Annotated in this window: 19 protein-coding genes; 13 read left to right on the plus strand and 6 right to left on the minus strand. The window is 72.8% G+C overall.

Features of this window, described 5'->3' with window-relative positions:
• The first annotated feature begins 8 nt into the window (after positions 1-8).
• A complete protein-coding gene (locus EDF34_RS00165; protein WP_123369384.1) occupies positions 9-1,607 on the plus strand; it encodes an ABC-F family ATP-binding cassette domain-containing protein in 1,599 nt (532 codons plus the stop codon).
• A 4-nt stretch (positions 1,608-1,611) separates the two neighbouring features.
• Here the strand turns inward: EDF34_RS00165 and EDF34_RS00170 are convergent, their stop codons facing one another.
• The 3 genes from EDF34_RS00170 to EDF34_RS00180 are packed head-to-tail and all read right to left on the minus strand — an operon-like array spanning position 1,612 to position 3,088.
• A complete protein-coding gene (locus EDF34_RS00170; RefSeq protein ID WP_123369385.1) occupies positions 1,612-2,526 on the minus strand; it encodes an SURF1 family protein in 915 nt (304 codons plus the stop codon).
• A complete protein-coding gene (locus EDF34_RS00175) occupies positions 2,523-2,759 on the minus strand; it encodes a hypothetical protein (protein WP_123369386.1) in 237 nt (78 codons plus the stop codon). Before EDF34_RS00175 ends, EDF34_RS00170 begins: the two co-directional genes overlap by 4 nt.
• Positions 2,756-3,088 carry a DUF3099 domain-containing protein gene (locus EDF34_RS00180; protein WP_123369387.1) on the minus strand — a complete coding sequence of 111 codons (333 nt, stop codon included), beginning with the start codon at positions 3,086-3,088 and terminating at the stop codon, positions 2,756-2,758. The genes EDF34_RS00175 and EDF34_RS00180 overlap by 4 nt, the downstream gene beginning before the upstream one ends.
• A gap of 112 nt (positions 3,089-3,200) precedes the next feature.
• Between EDF34_RS00180 and EDF34_RS00185 the strand changes: the two genes are divergently transcribed.
• The 3 genes from EDF34_RS00185 to EDF34_RS00195 are packed head-to-tail and all read left to right on the plus strand — an operon-like array spanning position 3,201 to position 5,278.
• The gene (locus EDF34_RS00185) at positions 3,201-3,938 is read left to right on the plus strand and encodes a beta-ketoacyl-ACP reductase (RefSeq protein WP_123369388.1); all 738 of its coding nucleotides are present in this window, start codon (positions 3,201-3,203) and stop codon (positions 3,936-3,938) included.
• A gap of 35 nt (positions 3,939-3,973) precedes the next feature.
• Positions 3,974-4,744 carry an enoyl-ACP reductase FabI gene (fabI, locus tag EDF34_RS00190; protein WP_123369389.1) on the plus strand — a complete coding sequence of 257 codons (771 nt, stop codon included), beginning with the start codon at positions 3,974-3,976 and terminating at the stop codon, positions 4,742-4,744.
• A gap of 15 nt (positions 4,745-4,759) precedes the next feature.
• Positions 4,760-5,278 (plus strand): histidine phosphatase family protein, encoded by a 519-nt coding sequence (locus tag EDF34_RS00195; RefSeq protein WP_123369390.1) that lies wholly within the window; start codon positions 4,760-4,762, stop codon positions 5,276-5,278.
• A 4-nt stretch (positions 5,279-5,282) separates the two neighbouring features.
• Here the strand turns inward: EDF34_RS00195 and serB are convergent, their stop codons facing one another.
• Together serB and glgC are read right to left on the minus strand one after the other, a co-directional pair.
• Entirely contained in the window at positions 5,283-5,918 is a 636-nt protein-coding gene (serB, locus tag EDF34_RS00200) for a phosphoserine phosphatase SerB (protein ID WP_305038116.1), read from the minus strand.
• Positions 5,919-5,972: 54 nt separating this feature from the next.
• Positions 5,973-7,214: a glucose-1-phosphate adenylyltransferase gene (gene glgC / locus EDF34_RS00205; protein ID WP_123369391.1), complete on the minus strand. Its 1,242-nt coding sequence runs from the start codon at positions 7,212-7,214 to the stop codon at positions 5,973-5,975.
• A 110-nt stretch (positions 7,215-7,324) separates the two neighbouring features.
• Between glgC and glgA the strand changes: the two genes are divergently transcribed.
• A complete protein-coding gene (gene glgA, locus EDF34_RS00210; protein WP_123369392.1) occupies positions 7,325-8,551 on the plus strand; it encodes a glycogen synthase in 1,227 nt (408 codons plus the stop codon).
• A gap of 4 nt (positions 8,552-8,555) precedes the next feature.
• Here the strand turns inward: glgA and EDF34_RS00215 are convergent, their stop codons facing one another.
• Positions 8,556-9,329, minus strand: a complete 774-nt coding sequence (locus EDF34_RS00215; RefSeq protein ID WP_123369393.1) for a hypothetical protein — start codon at positions 9,327-9,329, stop codon at positions 8,556-8,558.
• 97 nt (positions 9,330-9,426) lie between these two features.
• Here EDF34_RS00215 and EDF34_RS00220 point away from each other — a divergent pair, with 97 nt between their 5' ends.
• The 8 genes from EDF34_RS00220 (at position 9,427) to EDF34_RS00255 (ending at position 20,694) form a co-directional block, all read left to right on the plus strand.
• A complete protein-coding gene (locus EDF34_RS00220) occupies positions 9,427-10,212 on the plus strand; it encodes an ABC transporter ATP-binding protein (RefSeq protein ID WP_123369394.1) in 786 nt (261 codons plus the stop codon).
• 94 nt (positions 10,213-10,306) lie between these two features.
• Entirely contained in the window at positions 10,307-10,738 is a 432-nt protein-coding gene (locus EDF34_RS00225) for an NfeD family protein (RefSeq protein ID WP_123369395.1), read from the plus strand.
• A 54-nt stretch (positions 10,739-10,792) separates the two neighbouring features.
• Positions 10,793-11,968, plus strand: coding sequence for an SPFH domain-containing protein (locus EDF34_RS00230; protein WP_123369396.1), 1,176 nt, complete (start codon positions 10,793-10,795; stop codon positions 11,966-11,968).
• Between the two features lie 39 nt (positions 11,969-12,007).
• Positions 12,008-12,697, plus strand: a complete 690-nt coding sequence (locus tag EDF34_RS00235; protein ID WP_123369397.1) for a TetR/AcrR family transcriptional regulator — start codon at positions 12,008-12,010, stop codon at positions 12,695-12,697.
• A complete protein-coding gene (locus EDF34_RS00240) occupies positions 12,697-14,439 on the plus strand; it encodes an ABC transporter ATP-binding protein (RefSeq protein WP_123370578.1) in 1,743 nt (580 codons plus the stop codon). Before EDF34_RS00235 ends, EDF34_RS00240 begins: the two co-directional genes overlap by 1 nt.
• On the plus strand, positions 14,436-16,409 hold the full coding sequence (locus EDF34_RS00245) for an ABC transporter ATP-binding protein (RefSeq protein WP_123369398.1): 1,974 nt from the start codon (positions 14,436-14,438) through the stop codon (positions 16,407-16,409). Before EDF34_RS00240 ends, EDF34_RS00245 begins: the two co-directional genes overlap by 4 nt.
• A gap of 82 nt (positions 16,410-16,491) precedes the next feature.
• Entirely contained in the window at positions 16,492-19,371 is a 2,880-nt protein-coding gene (locus EDF34_RS00250) for a hypothetical protein (protein ID WP_123369399.1), read from the plus strand.
• An 18-nt stretch (positions 19,372-19,389) separates the two neighbouring features.
• The gene (locus EDF34_RS00255) at positions 19,390-20,694 is read left to right on the plus strand and encodes a sugar MFS transporter (protein ID WP_123369400.1); all 1,305 of its coding nucleotides are present in this window, start codon (positions 19,390-19,392) and stop codon (positions 20,692-20,694) included.
• Positions 20,695-20,711 lie beyond the last annotated feature (17 nt).

Consider the following 20,711-nt stretch of genomic DNA (forward strand, 5'->3'; position numbering starts at 1 on the left):
ACCATCAAGTGATCACCGCCCAAGCGGTCGAGCTGCGCATCGGCGCACGCGTCCTGCTCGAAGAGTCGTCCTTCCGCATCGCGGCCGGCGACCGCATCGGCCTCGTCGGACGCAACGGCGCCGGCAAGACGACGCTGACCAAGACCCTCGCGGGCGAGACGCTGCCCACGGGCGGCCAGATCGTGCGGTCGGGCGACGTCGGCTACCTGCCGCAGGACCCGGCCTCCGGCGACCTCGAGCAGCTCGCGATGGACCGGGTGCTCTCGGCGCGCGGCCTCGACGAGATCGTCAGCGCGCTGCGCAAGACCGAGACCGCGATGGCGAGCGAGGACGACGCGGTGCGTGACGCGGCGATGGACCGCTACTCGCGCCTCAACGCCCGCTTCGACGCGGCCGGCGGCTACGCCGCGGAGTCCGAGGCGCACATCATCACCTCGAACCTGGGCCTCGACGACCGCGTGCTCGGCCAGACGCTCGGGACGCTCTCGGGCGGCCAGCGCCGCCGCGTCGAGCTCGCGCGCATCCTGTTCTCCGGCGTCGACACGCTGCTGCTCGACGAGCCGACCAACCACCTCGACGCCGACTCGATCCTCTGGCTGCGCGACTACCTCAAGGCGTACCCGGGTGGCTTCGTCGTCATCTCCCACGACGCCGACCTGCTGCGCGCCACGGTCAACAAGGTCTTCCACCTGGACGCCAACCGCTCGCAGCTCGACCAGTACGCGCTGGGCTGGGACGCCTACCTCCAGCAGCGCGAGACGGACGAGAAGCGCCGCCGCCGTGAGCGCGCCAACGCAGAGAAGAAGGCCGCGACGCTGCTGGCGCAGGCCGACAAGATGCGTGCCAAGGCCACCAAGGCCGTCGCGGCGCAGAACATGGCCCGCCGTGCCGAGCGCATGCTGTCCGGCCTCGAGGCCGCGCGCGTGTCCGACAAGGTCGCCCGCCTGCGGTTCCCCGACCCGGCGCCCTGCGGCCGTACGCCGCTGACCGCCACCGGCCTGTCGAAGACGTACGGGTCGCAGGAGGTCTTCACGGACGTCGACCTGGCGATCGACCGCGGCTCGCGCGTCGTCGTGCTCGGGCTCAACGGCGCCGGCAAGACGACGCTCCTGCGGATCCTGGGCGGCATCGATCAGTCCGACACGGGCAGCGTCAACCCGGGCCACGGCCTCAAGCTCGGCTACTACGCGCAGGAGCACGAGACGCTCGACCTGACGCGCACGGTCGTCGAGAACCTGCGGTCGGCCGCGCCCGACCTGACCGACACCCAGGTGCGCTCAGTCCTCGGCTCGTTCCTGTTCTCGGGCGACGACGCCGACAAGCCGGCCCGCGTCCTGTCGGGCGGGGAGAAGACCCGGCTGGCGCTGGCCGCGCTGGTCGTCTCGTCGGCCAACGTCCTGCTGCTCGACGAGCCCACCAACAACCTGGACCCGGCCTCGCGCGAGGAGATCCTCGCGGCCCTGCGCGGCTACACCGGCGCGGTCGTCCTGGTCTCGCACGACGAGGGCGCGGTGCAGGCGCTCAACCCCGAGCGCGTGCTGCTGCTGCCGGACGGCGACGAGGACATGTGGGGCAACGACTACCTGGACCTGATCTCGCTGGCCTGACGCCTCAGTCGCGCTCGGACCGGAGCTGGGCGTCCACCAGGGCGTCCTCCTCGGCCTCGGCGCGGCCGTCGCGGCGGCGCGAGGTGTGCACGCGCTCGGGGCGAGGTCCGCGCGGTGCGCGGGGCGCCCACGGGTCGGGGTCGACGGGGGCGGCCGGCTCGTCGACGCCCTCGAGGACCTCGCGGCGCGCGAGGAGCCCGAAGCCGACCAGCGAGCCGAGCGCGAACACCCACCACTGGAACGCGTACGACAGGTGCGAACCGGGGTCGATGCTGGGCTCGGGCAGCGTTCCCGGCATCGGGGTGACGGCGGGCGACTCGGACACGAGGCCCCCGTACGCCTGCCACGCGGTCCCGTCGACGCCCGCGACGTCGAGCACCTCGTCGACGGCGATCGCCTGGACCTGGCCGGCGGGCGCCCGGCGGGTGGAGTCGGGCTCGTCGGCGCGCAGCCGGACGGTGATCGTCACGTCGCCCACCGGGGGCGCCGGCGCGACGACGTCCGCGTCCGCGTTCTCGCCCGTCGGCACCCAGCCGCGGTCGACGACCAGGACGGTGCCCGCGTCGGTGGCGGCGGCCGCGGTGCCGGCGGACGAGTCGTCGACGACGAACGGGACCAGCACGTGGTACGCCGGCGTGCCGTCGGCCGGCCGGTTGCGCAGCTCGACGGTCTGGTCGGGCAGGTAGTGCCCCGAGACCAGGACGGGCTTCCAGACGAGGTCGTCCGGGACCGCCTGGTCGGGGGAGAGCACGCTCGACAGCGGCACCGGGTCGGCGCCGAAGTTGTCCATCACGATCGCGATCTGGGCGTCACGCCACTCGTGCCGGTGCCACTGCCACCGGCCCAGGAACACGCATGCCGTGGCAAGTGCCACGGCGAGCAGGCAGAGCCCGACGGCGCGGCGGACGACCGGTCTCACGTGGCCGCGCCCTCGAGGGAGTCGGCCGGCACCACCGAGCGCAGGAAGCCGCGCGTCTCGAGGAACTGCGACAGGTGCTCGAGGTGGTCGTCGCACGCGACCCACACCTTGCGCCGCTCCGTGGTGTGCAGCTTGGGGTTGTTCCACAGCAGGCCGTGGGTCGCCTCGGCGCGGCAGCTCTTGGCGGAGCAGATCATCTCGTCGACAGGGTCGGGCGTGAACAGCAGGCTCATCGCGGCCCGCTCCCGAGGTGGCCGGCGTCGCGGGGGCCGGGCCCGATCTCGCGCGGGTCGATGAACGTCGTGTCACCGTCGCGCCGCTCGCGGCCGGCGTTGGCCAGGATCACGGCGATGTACGGCAGGACGACGGCGCCGACGATGAGGATCACGGACGCCCAGCGGGGGATGTGCGCCCAGGTGACGACCGCGACGGCGAAGCACAGGACGCGGATCCCCATCTGGATCAGGTACCGCTTCTGGCGCCGGGCGACGTCCTCGGCGAGCGGTTCGGGCGCGGACGTGATCCGGGGGATCTCGGGTCCGTCCTGCTTGCGCACGCTCACCACCTGATCCTAAGTCCGCGCGGGAGTTGTGCATCTCCCACAACCCGGCGCGACGAACCTGTGCCCGGACGGTCCCGCACCAGGCGGGTGGGCTCGGATAGCGTCGTGTCCCGTGCCTGAGACTTCCGACAACATCGCCCCCAGTACACCCCGCAGCGTCCTGATCACGGGCGCGAACCGCGGCATCGGCCGCGCGATCGCCGAGCGCTTCGTCGCCGCCGGGGACAAGGTCGCCACCATCTACCGCTCGGGCGACCTGCCCGAGGGCGTGCTGGGCGTGAAGGGTGACATGCGCGACAGTGCGTCGATCGACGCCGCGTTCACCGAGATCGAGGCCGCGCACGGCCCGGTCGAGGTGCTCGTCGCGAACGCCGGCATCACGCGCGACCAGCTGCTCATGCGGATGTCCGACGAGGAGTTCGACGACGTCCTGGACGTCAACCTCAAGGGCGCCTTCCGCTGCGCCCGGCGCGCGAGCAAGGGCATGATCCGCCTCCGCCGCGGCCGCATCATCCTCATCTCCTCGGTCGTCGGGCTGTACGGCTCGCCCGGCCAGGTCAACTACTCCGCCTCCAAGGCGGCCCTCGTCGGCGTGGCCCGCTCGATCACCCGTGAGCTCGGGGGACGCGGCATCACGGCGAACGTCGTGGCGCCGGGCTTCATCGACACCGACATGACCCGGGCGCTGCCCGAGGCCACCCAGAAGGCCTACGTCGACTCCATCCCTGCCGGTCGCTTCGCGCAGCCCGACGAGGTCGCGGCCGCGGTCGAGTTCCTCGCGTCACCCGGCGCCGCCTACATCTCGGGAGCCGTGATCCCGGTCGACGGTGGCCTGGGCATGGGCCACTGACCTCTTCCTGGTACGAAAAGAACGGAAAACACCTCATGGGTCTGCTCGAAGGCAAGAAGCTCCTCGTCACCGGTGTCCTCACCGACGGCTCGATCGCGTTCCACGTCGCGCGCCTGGCCCAGCAGGAGGGCGCCACCGTCGTCCTGACCTCGTTCGGCCGCCAGTTCCGGCTCACGCAGGCCATCGCGCGGCGTCTGCCCGCTCCCGCCGAGGTGGTCCAGCTCGACGTCACGTCCGACGAGGACCTCGCGGCCCTCGCCGACCGCCTGCGCGAGGTCGGCTTCGACTCGCTCGACGGCGTCGTGCACTCGATCGGCTTCGCGCCGCAGTCCGTCATGGGCGGCAACTTCCTCGCGGGCGAGTGGGCCGACGTGGCCACCGCGCTGCAGGTGTCGGCCTTCTCCCTCAAGTCGCTCGCGGTCGCGGCCCAGCCGCTGCTGACCCGCGGCTCGTCGGTCGTCGGCCTGACGTTCGACGCCTCGTTCGCGTGGCCGGTCTACGACTGGATGGGCGTCGCGAAGGCGGCCTTCGAGTCGACGGCCCGTTACCTCGCGCGCGACCTCGGCCCCTCGGGCATCCGGGTCAACCTCGTCTCGGCCGGCCCGATCCGCACCACCGCGGCCAAGTCGATCCCCGGCTTCGAGACGATGGAGGGCGGCTGGCCCGAGCGCGCCCCGCTCGGCTGGGACGTCACCGACCCCGAGCCCACGGCCCGCGCGGTCGCGGCGCTGCTGTCCGACTGGTTCCCGGCGACGACGGCCGAGATCGTGCACGTCGACGGCGGCGTGCACGCCATGGGCCTGTGATGGGACGCTGAGCCGGTGACCGCACCGCTCGACCGCCGCCTCGTCCTGCTCCGCCACGCCAAGGCGGAGCACCCGGAGAAGGTGGACGACCACGAGCGCGCCCTGGCCCTGCCCGGCCGACGACAGGCCGGCCGGGTCGGGAGCGCGATGACGGAGGCCGGCGTCGCGCCGGACCTGGTGCTGTGCTCGACGAGCCTGCGCACGCGGCAGACCTGGGACCTGGTCCGCGCCGGGCTGGCCGTCGAGCCGCCCGTCGAGTTCCGCGAGGAGGTCTACCTCGCGGGTGCCTCGGCGCTGCTCGCGCTCGTGCAGGCCGTTCCCGACGAGGTCCGCACGCTGCTCGTCGTCGGCCACGAGCCGACGATGTCGCACGCCGCCGAGCTGCTCGCCGGGCCCGGCTCGGAGGAGGCCGCCTACCGGCGCGTGCAGGTGGGGGTGCCGACCGCGAGCTGGTCGGTCCTCGAGTCGCCCGCGAGCTGGGCGGACTGGGCGCCGGCGGAGTCCGTGCTCGTGGGGCTGCACACGCCCGGCTGACCGGTCAGCGCGCGAAAGGCTCCAGCGCGAGGACCGCGTCGAGGCGCTCCTCGACGACGGCGTCCGCCTGCGCGGCGACCACGGGCTTCGCGTTGAACGCGATCCCGAACCCGGCGGCGGCCAGCATGTCGAGGTCGTTCGCGCCGTCGCCGATCGCGACCGTGTCCTCGAGCGCCACGCCGGACGCCGCGGCGTAGTCGGCCAGCGCGACGGCCTTCGCGGCCCGGTCCACCACGGCACCGGTGACCCGGCCGGTGAGGACGCCGTCGGTCACCTCGAGCGCGTTCGCCCGGGTCAGGGTGATGCCAAGGGATGCCGCCAACGGCCCGACGACCTCGATGAAGCCGCCGGACACGAGCCCGACGGCCCAGCCCCGAGCCTGCAGCTCCGCGACGAGCTCGCGCGCTCCGGGGGTCAGCTCGACCTCGGCGAGCACGTCGTCGAGCACCGAGACCGGCAGCCCGGCCAGTGTGGCGACCCGCTCGTGCAACGACGCGGCGAAGTCGATCTCGCCGCGCATGGCCCGCTCGGTGATCTCCGCGACCAGCTCCTGCGAGCCCGCGCGCGCGGCCAGCATCTCGATCACCTCGCCGGTGATGAGGGTCGAGTCGACGTCCATGACGAGCAGGCGGGGCTTCACGTCGCGCACGCTACCGACTCCCGCGCACACCCGGCGGCGCTGCCCACGGAGAGGTCAGTCGTGGATGATCGTGCCCTTGGGGACGACGGTGATGCCCGAGTCGCTGATCGTGAAGCCGCGCGCGAGGTCGTGCTCGCGGTCCAGTCCGATGCGGGCGCGCTCGGGGACGATGACGTTCTTGTCGATGATCGCGCGGTGCACCTGCGCGTACCGCTCGACGTGCACGTTGTCCATGAGGACCGAGTCGGTGACCTGCGCCCACGAGTGCAGCCGCACGCCCGGTGACAGGACCGAGCCCGAGACCGTCGCGCCCGAGACGACGACGCCGGGGGAGACGATCGAGTCCGCGGCGTGGCCCATCCGGCCCGCACCGGCGTGCACGAACTTGGCCGGGGCCAGGCCCGTGTAACCCGTGAACAGCGGCCACTCGTCGTTGTACAGGTTGAACACGGGCTCGATCGCGATGAGGTCGGTGTTCGCCTCGTAGTACGCGTCGAGCGTTCCCACGTCGCGCCAGTAGTCGCGGTCGCGCGGCGTGGAGCCGGGCACGTCGTTGCGCAGGAAGTCGTAGACGCCCGCCGTGCCGCGCTCGACGAAGTAGGGCGCGATGTCGCCGCCCATGTCGTGCCGCGACGTGGCGTTCTCGGCATCGGCGGTGACCGCCGCGACCAGGGCGTCGGCGTTGGCGACGTAGTTGCCCATCGAGGCGAGGATCTCGCCGGGGGAGTCGGCCAGGCCGACGGGGTCGGTCGGCTTCTCGCGGAACGCGGCGATCCGGGTGGGGTCGCTCGGGTCGACCTCGATCACGCCGAACTGGTCGGACTCCTCGATGGGCTGGCGGATCGCGGCGACCGTGAACTCGGCACCGGAGGCGATGTGTGCGTCGACCATCTGGGAGAAGTCCATGCGGTAGACGTGGTCGGCGCCGACGACGACGACGATGTCCGGCCGCTCGTCCTCGATGATGTTGAGGCACTGGTAGATCGCGTCCGCGCTGCCCAGGTACCAGTGCTTGCCGACGCGCTGCTGCGCGGGGACGGCGGCGACGTAGTTGCCCAGCAGCGGCGACATCCGCCACGTCTTGGACACGTGGCGGTCCAGGCTGTGGGACTTGTACTGGGTGAGCACGATGACGTGCAGGTAGTGCGAGTTGATGACGTTCGACAGGGCGAAGTCGACGAGGCGGTAGATCCCCCCGAACGGCACCGCCGGCTTGGCCCGGTGGGCGGTCAGCGGCATGAGTCGCTTGCCCTCTCCACCTGCAAGGACGATTGCGAGGACGCGCGGCGCTGCCATGTCGACGACCCTAGGCCCCGCGCCGCTGTCAGGCGAGGCGTGACCGCGGCGGCACGCTAGCGTGTCGCGGGTGACCGGCCGTCAGGGCCGGCGTGGACCTGGAGGTTCCGTTGCGTGTCGATCTGCTGACCCGTGAGTACCCGCCGCACGTGTACGGCGGCGCCGGGGTGCACGTGGCGGGGCTGACCGCGGTGCTGCGGCGCACGATCGACGTCCGCGTGCACTGCTTCGACGGGCCGCGCGACGAGCCCTCCGTGCTGGGCTACGGCGTGCCGACCGAGCTCCGCGGCGCCAACGCCGCGCTGCAGACCCTCGGGGTCGACCTCGAGATGGCCGACGCGGTCGGGCGCGTGGGCGACGACGGCGTCGCGAGCGACCTGGTCCACTCGCACACCTGGTACGCGAACTTCGGCGGCCACGTCGCCTCGATGCTGCACGACCTGCCGCACGTGATCACCGCGCACAGCCTCGAGCCGCTGCGCCCCTGGAAGGCCGAGCAGCTCGGCGGCGGTTACGCGCTGTCCAGCTGGGTCGAGCGCACCGCCTACGAGGCAGCCGCCGCGGTCATCGCGGTCAGCGGCGGCATGCGCCAGGACATCCTGCGCTCGTACCCCTCCATCGACCCCGACCGCGTGAAGGTCGTGCACAACGGCATCGACCTCGACGGCTGGAAGCGCCCGACGAGCGAGGCGGACCTGGCCGCCGCCGACGCGACCGTGCGCGGGCTCGGCATCGACCCGACCCGCCCCGCGGTCGTGTTCGTCGGGCGCATCACCCGCCAGAAGGGCCTGCCCTACTTCCTGCGCGCCGCCGAGCAGCTGCCCCCCGAGGTGCAGCTGGTGCTGTGCGCCGGGGCCCCGGACACCCCGGCGATCCTCGCCGAGGTCACGGGCCTGGTCGACGAGCTGCGCGCCAAGCGCTCGGGCGTGGTCTGGATCGAGCAGATGCTGCCCCGTGCCGAGCTCATCGCGGTGCTGTCCGCCGGCACGGTGTTCGCGTGCCCGTCGATCTACGAGCCGCTCGGCATCGTCAACCTCGAGGCCATGGCCGTGGGGCTGCCCGTCGTCGGGACCGCCACCGGTGGGATCCCGGAGGTCGTCGACGACGGCGTCACCGGCTGGCTCGTGCCGATCGACCAGGTGCAGGACGGCACCGGCACGCCGATCGACCCGGAGAAGTTCGTCGCGGACCTCGCAGCGACGCTCAACGAGGCGGTCAGCGACCCGGCCCGCGCGCACGCGTGGGGGCTCGCGGCGCGGACGCGGGTCGAGGACCACTTCTCCTGGGACGCCATCGCGACCCGCACGCTGGACGTCTACCGGGCGGCGACGGCCTGAGCCCTCAGGGTGTCGGGAACGTCGACGCGGCCGCGATCGCGCGCCGCGACATCCGGTCGACGTCGCGCAGGGCCGCCGAACGCTGGTCGGCCTGCCACAGGCTGACGGCGCCGCCGTCGTCGCGCGTCGCCAGCGCCACGATGGCCCGCAGCCGCGCCGCGCTGCCCAGCACGCGCGCGTGCCGGCCGTCGAGGTGGTCGGGCATCCGCCAGCGCGGCAGCGCGCCGTCGCGCAGGGCGGCGATCTGGTCGGCGTCGTCGTCCTGCCAGCGCGCCACGTCGAGCCGGACCAGCGCCTCGGTCACGGTGATGAGGCCCTGGCGCAGGTCGCGGTCGGCGTCCTGCAACGAGCCGTTGCGCCCCACGGTCGCCAGGCGCCAGTCCGGCACGGGCGTCGAGTGCCAGGTCACGAGGTGGCCGGGCTCGTAGGCGGAGCCGAACTGCTCGACCTCCGGCACCAGCGCGACGCAGGTCGAGGGGGTGCGGACGAGCAGGCACTCGCCGGCGTCGATCGCGGCGGCGCTCACGGCCGCCGGCGCCGCACCGGCATCGCCCGGCGCGAGGACGAGCGCGGCCACGTCGACCGGCCCGGCGCCCCAGGAGTCGATCGCCTCGCCGAGGGGCACCGGGGAGTCGTCGCCGCTGATCACCTCGTGCGGCTCGTCGTCGCCCTGGACCGCGCGCAGCAGCGCCGTGCGGTCGGTCCGCGCTCCCGACGGGTCGGGGGCGAGCCACAGGGCGAGCAGCACGGAACGGGGCAGCTCGAGGACGTCGCTCACGCGGACAACGGTAGGCGAGGTCGGCGCGCGGGGGCCCGTGAGCCAGGACACGTGCGCCGCTGCGGGCAGGCCCGCGCCGGGCCGTTAGGGTCATGCCATGACCGACGTGCTCGACCTGCAGGCCGTGACGATCCGCCGGGGGACGACGACGATCCTCGACGACATCTCGTGGACGGTGCGCGAGGGGGAACGGTGGGTCGTGCTGGGCCGCAACGGCGCCGGGAAGACGACGTTGCTGCAGGTCGCCTCCGGCCGCATGCACCCCACCGGCGGGACCGCGGACCTGCTCGGCGAGCGGCTCGGCCGCGTCGACGTCTTCGAGCTGCGCCCCCGCATCGGGCTGTCCAGCGCCGCGCTCGCGGACCGCATCCCGTCGGGCGAGACGGTGCGCGACGTCGTGCTCACCGCGGCGTACGGCGTGACCGGACGCTGGCGCGAGACGTACGAGGAGCTCGACGAGTCGCGCGCGACGGACCTGCTGCGCGCCTTCGGGGTCGACCACCTCGGCGAGCGGTACTTCGGGACCCTGAGCGAGGGCGAGCGCAAGCGCGTCCAGATCGCCCGCTCGCTCATGACCGACCCCGAGCTGCTGCTGCTCGACGAGCCTGCCGCGGGGCTCGACCTCGGCGGCCGCGAGGAGCTCGTCGCGGCGCTCGCCGAGCTCGCCGCCGACCCGAGGTCGCCGGTCCTCGTGCTGGTCACCCACCACGTCGAGGAGATCCCGCCCGGGTTCACGCACCTGCTGCTCCTCAAGGACGGCCGCGTGCACGCCGCCGGTCCGGTCGACGAGGTCCTCACCGCGCAGACGCTGTCCGGTGCGTTCGGGCTCGACCTCACCGTCGACCGCAACGGCGACCGCTGGTCCGCGCGGGCCGCGGGCTGAGGAAAACCCCACAAGTTCGCAAAGCAGTCGTCTAGGATCGGTACAAGAGCCCGATCCACCCAGGACCGGGCGCGGCCGAAGGGGGCTGCATCCCATGGACTGGTTGTGGTGGATCGGCGGGGCGTTCGCGCTCGGCATCCTGGAGATGCTCTCGCTCGACCTCGTGCTGATCATGCTCGCCGGCGGAGCAGTCGCCGGAGGTGTCGCCAGTGCGGCTGGGGCGCCCGTGTGGCTGCAGTTCCTGGTGGCAGCCCTGACCGCCGTCGTGCTGCTCGCGACGCTGCGCCCCTGGCTCCTGCGCCGGCTCAGGAGGCGCGTCCCGCTCGAGGAGACCAACGCCGCCGCGCTCGTCGGCAAGGGCGCCGTCGTCGTCTCGACCGTGACGCTCGAGGGCGGCCGCGTGAAGCTGGACGGCGAGGTCTGGAGCGCGCGCACCAGCACCCCCGAGGCGCTGCCCCCCGGCTCGCAGGTGCGGGTCGACCGCATCGACGGCGCGACGGCCGTCGTCGCACCCGCCGCGGGCTGACCCACCGCACTTCCCCGCAGCCGCGGGGCATCCGATCGAAGACCTGGAGGATTCATGGACGACCCCAGCGGCGGCCAGATCGCCCTGTACATCGTGCTCGGACTGGCCGTGCTGTTCGTGATCATCGGGCTGATCCGGGCGGTGCGGATCGTCCCGCAGACCGTCGCGGTGCTGGTCGAGCGCCTCGGTCGCTACTCGCGGACCCTGGACGCCGGCCTGCACCTGCTGATCCCGTTCGTCGACCGTGTCCGCGCAGGGGTCGACCTGCGCGAGCAGGTCGTGTCCTTCCCGCCGCAGCCCGTGATCACCTCGGACAACCTGGTGGTCAGCATCGACACGGTCATCTACTTCCAGGTGACCGAGCCGAAGGACGCGGTCTACGAGATCGCCAACTACATCACCGGCATCGAGCAGCTCACGGTCACCACGCTGCGCAACGTCGTCGGCTCGATGGACCTCGAGCAGACGCTGACCAGCCGCGACCAGATCAACGGTCAGCTGCGCGGCGTGCTCGACGAGGCGACCGGGCGGTGGGGCGTGCGCGTCAACCGCGTCGAGCTCAAGTCGATCGACCCGCCGGACAGCATCAAGGGCTCGATGGAGCAGCAGATGCGTGCCGAGCGTGACCGCCGCGCCACGATCCTGACGGCCGAGGGTGTCAAGCAGTCGCAGATCCTCACGGCCGAGGGTGAGAAGCAGGCCGCGATCCTGCGGGCCGAGGGCAACGCGCAGTCGGCGATCCTGAACGCCGAGGGCGAGGCGCGGGCCATCCTGCAGGTGTTTGACGCGGTGCACCGCGGGGACGCCGACCCCAAGCTGCTGGCCTACCAGTACCTGCAGGTGCTGCCCAAGATCGCGCAGAGCCCGTCGAGCAAGATGTGGTTCCTGCCGTCCGAGCTCAGCGGCGCGCTCGGTGCGTTCGCGAAGGGCTTCGCCGGCGGCGACGACGAGGGCGGGCCGTTCGGGAGCAGCCGGCCCGCGGGGGAGTCGCCCCTCAAGGACGACCTCCCGCCCACCACGCTGACCGATCCGGCGGTGGCCTTGGCCGAGGCCAAGCGCGAGTCCGCGGCCGCGACGGCCGACGCGACGAGCGCAGGCAACCTCAGCGGCCGCCCGTTCGACGCGGGTGCCGAGCTGGGCCAGCGTCCCGGGCAGGGCGCGGCGCCGCTGCGGCCCACGACCGAGGCGACGCCGTCGCTGCAGAAGCCGGAGGACTCTGCGCCGGAATGATCTGGCGGAGTGAGTGCTCACTCAGTTAGTGTCGGCCGTATGGCCACACCCGCAGTCGAGAGCGGCGCGACCCGGACGGGTCGCGCCGCTCCGCTGCCTCCCGACGAGCGGCGCCGCGCGATCCTGCACGACGTGCGGGCGCTCGTGCTGGACCGCGGCGCGGCCGTCACCACGCGTGAGCTCGCGCTGGCGGCGGGCGTCTCCGAGGGCACGCTGTTCCGCGTGTTCGACGACAAGGTCACCCTGCTGCGCGAGACCGTGCACGCGGCGGTGGACCCGGTCGCGGTCGTCCCGGCCCTCGACGCGATCGACCGGGACCTCCCGCTCGACGAGCGCCTGACCCGGATCCTGGAGATCGGCTTCGAGCGCATCGGCGAGACGATGCGCTGGTTCGCGGTCCTGCACGAGCTCGGTCGCCTCGAGCCGAACCCGCAGGACCTGCTCGAGCAGCGGCGCAGGACCCACCGCGAGTGGGCGCAGCACCAGCAGGCGGGCCAGCTCGAGGTCCGTCTCGCCGTCGCGCGCGTGCTCGAGCCGGATGCCGCGGCGCTCGCCCGCCCGGTCGACCAGGTGGTCGCCCTGCTGGACGTCGTCCTCGTCGGCGCCGCGATGCAGCAGGGCGAGGCCGCGCGCCGCGGCACCACCGCGAACATCCCCGCCATCGACGTCCTCGTCACCCACTTCCTGCACGGCGCACTCGCCCCGTCCACCACCAGGAGCCCGTCATGATGCTCGTCCGACTGCTGCGGGAGCACCTGCGCCCGTACCGCGGTGCCGTCTACGCGATCGTCGCGCTGCAGCTCGTGCAGACGATGGCCACGCTCTACCTGCCGAGCCTCAACGCGCGGATCATCGACGACGGCGTGGCCGCCGGCGACACCGACGAGATCATGCGGCTCGGCGGCGTGATGCTCGCGATCAGCTTCCTACAGGTCATCTGCGCGATCGTCGCGGTCTACTACGGCTCGCGGACGGCCATGGCGTTCGGGCGTGACGTGCGCGGCAGGCTGTTCGGCCACGTGCAGACGTTCTCCGCGCAGGAGGTCGGCAAGTTCGGCGCCCCGACGCTGATCACCCGCACGACGAACGACGTCCAGCAGGTGCAGATGGTCGTGCTGATGACCTTCACCTTCATGATCATGGCGCCGATCATGCTCATCGGCGGCGTCGTCATGGCACTGCAGGAGGATGCGAAGCTCTCCTCGATCTTGCTGTTCGCCGTCCCCGTGCTCGGCGTCACCGTCGGCCTCATCGTGTCCCGGATGGTGCCGTACTTCCGGCAGATGCAGAAGCGCATCGACGCGATCAACCGGGTGCTGCGCGAGCAGATCGCCGGCGTGCGCGTGGTGCGGGCCTTCGTCCGCGAGGAGCGCGAGTCGCGCCGGTTCGGCGAGGCGAACACCGCGCTCTACACGACGTCGCTGCGTGCCGGGCAGCTCATGGCACTGATGTTCCCCGTCGTCATGCTGGTGCTCAACGCGACGAGCGTCGGCGTGCTGTGGTTCGGCAGCCACCGGGTCGACAACGGCATGCCGGTCGGTGCGCTCACGGCGTTCCTGTCCTACATCGCCTACATCCTCATGGCCGTGATGATGAGCACGATGATGTTCGTCATGGTCCCGCGGGCCATGGTCTCCTCGGACCGCATCACCGAGGTGCTCGACACCACCACCACCGTGCACTCGCCGATCAAGCCCGTCGCCCTGCCCACGGGCTCCGATGCCCGTCCCGGGCTGCTCGAGCTGCGGGACGTCGAGTTCCGCTACCCGGGCGCCGAGGCCGCGGTGCTGCGCGGCGTCGACCTCGTGGCCGAGCCGGGCAGGACCACGGCGATCATCGGCTCGACCGGGTCCGGCAAGACGACGCTGCTCAACCTCGTGCCCCGCCTGTTCGACGTGACCGGCGGCCGCGTGCTGCTCGACGGCGTCGACGTGCGCGACCTCGACCCCGAGGACCTGTGGGCGCAGGTCGGCATCGTCCCGCAGAAGCCGTACCTGTTCTCCGGGACCGTGCGCTCCAACCTCGAGTACGGCAAGCCCGGAGCGAGCGACGACGAGCTGTGGCACGCGCTCGAGGTCGCCCAGGCCCGCAGCTTCGTCGAGGCTCTGCCCGAGGGGCTCGACGCGCCGATCTCGCAGGGCGGCACCAACGTCTCGGGCGGCCAGAGACAACGGCTGGCCATCGCCCGGGTGCTGGTCAGACGGCCGCACCTGTACCTGTTCGACGACTCGTTCAGCGCGCTGGACTACGCGACCGATGCGGCCCTGCGGCGGGCGCTCGTGCCCGAGACCCGGGACGCCGCGGTGCTGATCGTCGCGCAGCGCGTGGCCACCATCCGGCACGCCGACGCGATCGTGGTGCTCGAGGAGGGCGCGGTGGTGGGCGTCGGCACGCACGCCGAGCTCCTCGAGTCGAACCAGACGTACCAGGAGATCGTGTACTCGCAGGTCAGCGCGGAGGAGGCAGCATGAGCGCGCAGCAGACCGTCCCGCGCCGGCCCCCGCAGCGCGGCCCGGGCCCGATGGGCGGCATGGGCGTGCCCGGGGAGAAGTCGAGCAACTTCACGGCGTCCGGCAAGAGGTTCCTGCGCGAGCTGCGGCCCGAGGTCGCCCGCATCGTGCTGGTCCTCGTGCTCGCCGTGGCCTCCGTGGTCCTCGCGGTCATCGGCCCCAAGCTCCTGGGCAACGCGACGAACGTGATCTTCGCGGGATTCGTGGGGAACCTGCCGCAGATGCAGCAGTTCGTCGGCCAGTCCCAGGAGCAGGTTGTCGCCGCGCTGCGGGCCTCCGGGCAGGACACGTTCGCCGACACGGTCTCCGGCATCCCCGGGCTCGTGCCCGGGCAGGGCATCGACTTCGGTCACCTGCGCGGGATCCTCGTCGTCGTCCTGGTCATCTACGTGGGCTCCTTCCTGTTCGGCTGGGCCCAGGGGCGGATCACCGCGGGCGTGGTGCAGCGCGTGGTCCTGCGCCTGCGTGCGGACGTCGAGGCCAAGCTCGGCCGACTGCCGCTGAAGTACCTCGACTCCCACCCGCGGGGCGAGCTGCTCAGCCGCGTCACCAACGACATCGACAACGTCGCCCAGACGCTGCAGCAGACGCTCAGCCAGCTCATCACCTCGGTGCTGACGGTCGTCGGCGTGCTGATCATGATGTTCTGGATCTCGCCGCTGCTCGCGCTGGTCGCGCTGATCACCGTCCCGCTGTCGATGATCGTCGCCGCGGTGATCGCCAAGCGGTCCAAGCCCCAGTTCATCGAGCAGTGGGCGGGGACCGGGCGGCTCAACGCGCACATCGAGGAGATGTACACCGGCCACACGCTGGTCACGGTGTTCGGGCGCCAGCACGAGGCGGCCGAGGTGTTCGCCGAGCGCAACGACAAGCTCTACGACGCGAGCTTCAAGGCCCAGTTCATCTCCGGCACGATCCAGCCGGCGCTGGGCTTCCTCGCCAACCTCAACTACGTCATCGTGGCCGTCGTCGGCGGCCTGCGCGTGGCCTCCGGGACCATGACGCTCGGCGACGTGCAGGCGTTCATCCAGTACAGCCGGCAGTTCACCCAGCCGATCACGCAGATCGCGAGCATGGCCAACCTGCTGCAGTCCGGCATCGCCTCGGTGGAGCGCGTGTTCGAGCTGCTGGACGCCGACGAGCAGGAGCCGGACCCGGACCCGGCCGAGCAGCTGCCCACGCCCGTCCGCGGCCGCGTCGCGTTCGAGCACGTCGCGTTCAGCTACTCGCCCGACAAGCCCCTCATCGAGGACCTCTCGATCGTCGCCGAGCCCGGTCAGACGATCGCGATCGTCGGGCCGACGGGTGCCGGCAAGACGACGCTGGTCAACCTGCTCATGCGGTTCTACGAGGTCGACGCGGGCCGGATCACGCTCGACGGGGTCGACACGCGTGCCACCACCCGTGACGCGCTGCGCTCGCAGATGGGCATGGTCCTGCAGGACACCTGGCTGTTCGGCGGGTCGATCGCGGACAACATCGCCTACGGCGTCGAGCAGGCGACCCACGAGCAGATCGTCGCCGCGGCCGAGGCCACGCACGTCGACCGGTTCGTGCGGACGCTGCCCGACGGCTACGACACGGTGATCGACGACGAGGGCGCGAACGTCTCGGCGGGGGAGAAGCAGCTGCTCACCATCGCGCGCGCGTTCCTGGCCGACCCGACGATCCTCATCCTCGACGAGGCCACGTCGTCGGTCGACACCCGCACCGAGGTGCTCGTGCAGCAGGCGATGAACGCGCTGCGCGTGGGGCGGACGTCGTTCGTCATCGCGCACCGGCTCTCGACCATCCGCGACGCCGACATCATCCTCGTGATGGAGAACGGTGCGATCGTCGAGCAGGGCTCGCACGACGAGCTCCTCGCGGCCGACGGCGCGTACGCGCGGCTGTACGCGAGCCAGTTCGCGGCGGCGGTGACCGAGGAGTAATCCGGGCATAGCGGGCATGCCGGGTCTCCCGATAACGTCGTGACGCCCCTGGTCGCAGGGGCGCGACGCGAGGGAGACCGGCATGCGCCCGCTGGTGCGGATCCTGGGCCGGTCGGCGGCGCGTGCCGCCCAGCATGCACAACTGCCGTCGCCCGACGTGCTCGAGCTGCGGGTGCACGGCGTCGCGAACACGCCGCCCGCAGCGATGCTCGGGCTCGACCCGACGCAGATCGAGCAGGTGGACGGCGACGCGCTCGGCAGCTTCTGGGCGGCGACGCCGCGCGCGCTGGGCACCGAGCGCCCCGCGGGCGACCCGCGGGTCCCGCCGCCCGGCGTCCGGCGCGAGGGCTACTCGTGGGGCGCGATGGCCCGCCTCTCGACCGTTCCGGCCCTGGGCAAGGCGAGCGGCCTGGTCGCGGGCGTCATCCGGGCGCTGTGGGTGCTGATCATCCCGTTCGGCCTGGCCAACGTCGCGTACTGGACGCGGGACGCCGACGAGCCCACCGGCCGCCGCTCGTCGGCCGCGGGCGGGCTGGTGCGGCTCTTCGGTCTCGCGCTGACGCTGCTGTGGGTCGCGACGACCGCCACGGTCGCACTCGGCATCGTCGGCGCGCAGTGCTACGGCCCGCGCACCACGCTCGACGTGGCCGTCCCCGGGCAGGGGACCACGAGCGTCGACTACGTGCTGACCTGCTCCGCGCTGCCCGACCAGCTCGACTCGTGGGCGCGCTGGTCGTCCGGGTCGCGCACGGCCGTGCTCGCCGTCCTGGCCGCGGCGGCGGTCCTCGCCCTCGCCGCGGTCGGCTCGACGGGCCGGCTGCGCTACGAGCGGCGGATGTCGGGGACCAAGGCGCGCGGGCTGGCCACCGGGACCGCGATGGACGACGGCAAGGTCTGGCCCATGCTCGCCCGCCCGGGCTTCTGGACCCACGCCAAGCGCTCGTCCGTGCTCTGGTACCAGCACCTGTCGGCCGCGTTCGCCCTGCTCGCCGTGCTGCTGGCGTGGCACTTCCTGTACCGCGACGAGCCCGAGTGCTGGGACGCGACCGGGTTCGGCGCGCGGGGCTGTCTCGGTCCCGACGTGTGGACGGCGTCGGGGAACGGGTCGTGGGCGGTCATGGTCGCCGTCGGCGTGCTGCTGCTCGTGGTCGTCGCGTTCCGGGTGGCGCGCGTGCGGCTCGACCCGCTCCCGCACGGCGCCTCGCGAGCCGCCGCGACGTCCGACGCCGAGGTGTCGCGCGCACCCGACGCCGCCCTGTTCGGCGTGGGCTTCGCACTGTTCGGGTGGGCTGTCGTCGTGGTGGCGGGCAGCGGCGACGAGCCCCTGCGGCCGAGCGACCCGGCGGCGGTGCCGTTCCTCGGGCTCGCCGCGGTGCCGAGCCTGCTCATCGGGCTCATGGTGGTGCTGTGCGTCGCGTCGGTCGGGCTGCGCTCGCGACTGCGGGCCGCGGTGTGGGCGCCGTGCGTGGTGGTCGCGGTCGGGGGAGCGGTGACGGCGCTGCTGTGGCCGGACGGCGCCGGCGGGGTCGTCTCACGCTCGGTCACCGGGGTGGCGTTCGTCGTGCTGCTCGTCGTGGCCGTCGTCGCAAACGCCCGGCACCGCACGCGCTCGCGCGAGGGCTGGTCCGGGCGTGGCCCGTTCGTCCTGCTCGCCACGTCGGCCGGCATCGCAATGGTGCTCAGCGCGGCGACGGTCCTCGGTGTGGTCGCCTGGCTGCAGGCTCCGGGTGCCCCGGAGAACGCGAGCGTCCCCGCGCAGGTCACGGCCGCGCTGAGCGAGGTGGCCGCCGCGGACCGGCTGCGCGACCCGGTGACCGTCGAGGTCGCCGCGCCGGTGCAGCTCGTCACGCCGCCGGGGTACGTCGAGTTCGCCGTCATGAGCGTCGCCGTGATCGCCGTCCTGGCGGTCCTGATGATCGTGCTGTCGGCGCGCATGGGGGCGCTGCGCTCGCGGCCGCTGCCCGTCATCCCCGGGGACGCGCCGCCCGCCACGCCGGACAAGGGAGTCGACCAGGCGATCCAGCGCGGGCGTCGGCACGCCGCCCTGGCGCACCGTGCCGAGCGCATCGTCGGCGTGGTCGGGACCGCGTTCTTCCTCGCCCTGGTCGGCACGCTCCTGCTGCCGGATCCCGACGAGCAGGTCGCCGGCTTCTGGGGCGACGTGTGGGACCTGGGCGTGCAGTGGTCGACGAAGGCAGTGGTGCTGGCGTTCGGGCTCGTCGTCGCCAGCGTCGTCGGCGCCGGTTCCAAGAAGTCCCTGGCCCGGCCCTGGGGGCTGCTGTGGGACCTCATGTGCTTCCTGCCGCGCGCCGCGCACCCGTTCGCCCCGCCCTGCTACGCGGAGCGGGTCGTGCCCGAGCTGCGTGCCCGCATCGACACCTGGCTGGGCGACGACCTCGACCCCGCCTCGGTGCCTCCGAGCCAGCGCCGCTCGTTGCAGGGGCGGCGCGTGGTCATCTCGGCGCACAGCCTCGGCGGCGTCGTCGCGGTCGCCGCGCTGCTCGCCCGCTGGGACGGACCCGCAGGGCCGAACGACGACCGCGTCGCGCTGCTCACCTACGGCACGCAGCTGCGCGCGTACTTCGGCCGGTTCTTCCCCGAGCTGTTCGGTCCGGCGGTGCTGGGGACCCACCCGGTCGCGCCCGCGCGGCTGTGGGCCGCCGACCCGTGGGCGGCGCCGCTCCCTGCGGACGCCGCGCCGGACGCCATCACCGTCGTCGAGTCCCTGACCACTCCGGGTCACCCGACCCGGTGGCGCAGCCTGTGGCGGCGCACGGACTTCATCGGCTTCCCCGTCGACGCGTACTCGGCGGACGGGACCGGCATCGACCACCCCGCTCAAGAGGTCGACGACGTCGCCTACCTGCTGACCATCGCCGCGCACAGCGGGTACCCGAACGCGCCCGAGTACCGCGGACAGCTCGACGAGCTCGTCGGCCTGCTGCGCAACGACGGCCCCTAGCGGCCCTATCCTCGGCACATGCCCGGAGATCCGCAGGTCGACGCGGTACAGAAGCACGCCGGGTTCCACCGCGACCCGCTGACCTTCGCGTTCTACGGCAACTTCGTCATCTGGGGCTGGCTGCTGTACAGCTTCAACCCGAGCGTGACGCTGCTGGCCGACGACTTCGACATCTCCCTGGCGCAGGCGGGTCTGCACGGCACGGCGATGGCGGGCGGAGGCATCGTCGCCGCGTTCCTGTCGCCGCGGCTCGTCCGCCGCTGGGGTCGCCGCACGGCGCTCTTCATCTCCTACGCGGCCATCACCGTCGGCATCCTCGCCCTGATCACGGCGAAGGACCTGCCCTCGAGCCTGACCGCCGTCCTCGTCCTGGCGATCGGCGGCAACATCGCGATCAGTGCCGCGCAGCCCGGGCTCGCGCTGCACCACGGCCCGGCCGCGTCGGCCGCCGTGACCGAGGCCAACGGCGTCGGCTCGTCGATCGGGCTCGTCGGACCGCTCGCCGTCGGGGTGTGCGTCGCGATCGGCTGGGGCTGGCGTCCCGCCGTCGCCGTCACGGTCCTCATCGCCGCGATCACGGCCGTGATGCTCGCGCGGATGCCGGTGGGCGGCGCGATGACACCGCCCGCACGCCGCGCGCATGCGGGGGACACCTTGCGCGCCGACGGCGAGCAGCCGCTGCTCGGCTCCGTCGAGGCGCTGGCCGTGGCCGTCGTCGACCCGACCGACCCGCACGACGACGCCGCTGACCGCCGCGCGCTGAACCGCCTGCCCGCCTGGTGCTTCCTGGTCTCGGTGGTCGCGGCGATCGCGCTCGAGATGACGACGACCTACTGGTCCACCGACCTCGTCCGCGAGCAGACCGGGGCCGGCGCGGGCATCGCCGCCGCCACGACCGCCGGGCTCGTCGCGGGCATGTCGGTGATCCGCTTCGTCATGGGGCCGATCTCGCTGCGGATACAGCCCGCGCTGATCCTGGTCGCCGGTTTCGTCGTCTCGATCGGCGGCTGGGCGATCCTGTGGACCGCGACGACCCCCGCGGTCGCGATCCTCGGTCTGTTCGTCACCGGGCTCGGCTTCGGGGTGCAGTACCCGCTGTCGATCTCGCTGCTCATCGCCACCGCTCCGGGAGCCGGCGACGCCGCCCAGTCCCGGGCCACGCTCGCCGGCGGCGTCGCCGTCGGCGTCGCACCGTTCGCGCTCGGCGCGCTCGCGGACGCGGTCGGCATCCACGCCGCGTTCGCGGTCGTCCCTGCCGCCGCCGTGCTCGGCTGCGCCGCGGCCGCGCTCGGTGGCCGGCTGGTGCGCGCGCCGCGCTCCTGACGCCTGGGAGAATCCTC

The organism is Cellulomonas sp. PhB150, from assembly GCF_003755175.1.
Lineage (GTDB): Bacteria > Actinomycetota > Actinomycetes > Actinomycetales > Cellulomonadaceae > Cellulomonas.

Coding starts and splice junctions, on each gene's coding strand:
- EDF34_RS00175 (WP_123369386.1), bottom strand. CDS start 2,759: ATGAGCCTGCTGTTCACGCCCGACCCTGTCGACGAGATGATCTGCTCC.
- EDF34_RS00220 (WP_123369394.1), top strand. CDS start 9,427: ATGACCGACGTGCTCGACCTGCAGGCCGTGACGATCCGCCGGGGGACG.
- glgC (WP_123369391.1), bottom strand. CDS start 7,214: ATGGCAGCGCCGCGCGTCCTCGCAATCGTCCTTGCAGGTGGAGAGGGC.
- EDF34_RS00240 (WP_123370578.1), top strand. CDS start 12,697: ATGCTCGTCCGACTGCTGCGGGAGCACCTGCGCCCGTACCGCGGTGCC.
- EDF34_RS00255 (WP_123369400.1), top strand. CDS start 19,390: ATGCCCGGAGATCCGCAGGTCGACGCGGTACAGAAGCACGCCGGGTTC.
- fabI (WP_123369389.1), top strand. CDS start 3,974: ATGGGTCTGCTCGAAGGCAAGAAGCTCCTCGTCACCGGTGTCCTCACC.
- EDF34_RS00235 (WP_123369397.1), top strand. CDS start 12,008: ATGGCCACACCCGCAGTCGAGAGCGGCGCGACCCGGACGGGTCGCGCC.
- EDF34_RS00230 (WP_123369396.1), top strand. CDS start 10,793: ATGGACGACCCCAGCGGCGGCCAGATCGCCCTGTACATCGTGCTCGGA.
- EDF34_RS00245 (WP_123369398.1), top strand. CDS start 14,436: ATGAGCGCGCAGCAGACCGTCCCGCGCCGGCCCCCGCAGCGCGGCCCG.
- EDF34_RS00225 (WP_123369395.1), top strand. CDS start 10,307: ATGGACTGGTTGTGGTGGATCGGCGGGGCGTTCGCGCTCGGCATCCTG.
- EDF34_RS00250 (WP_123369399.1), top strand. CDS start 16,492: ATGCGCCCGCTGGTGCGGATCCTGGGCCGGTCGGCGGCGCGTGCCGCC.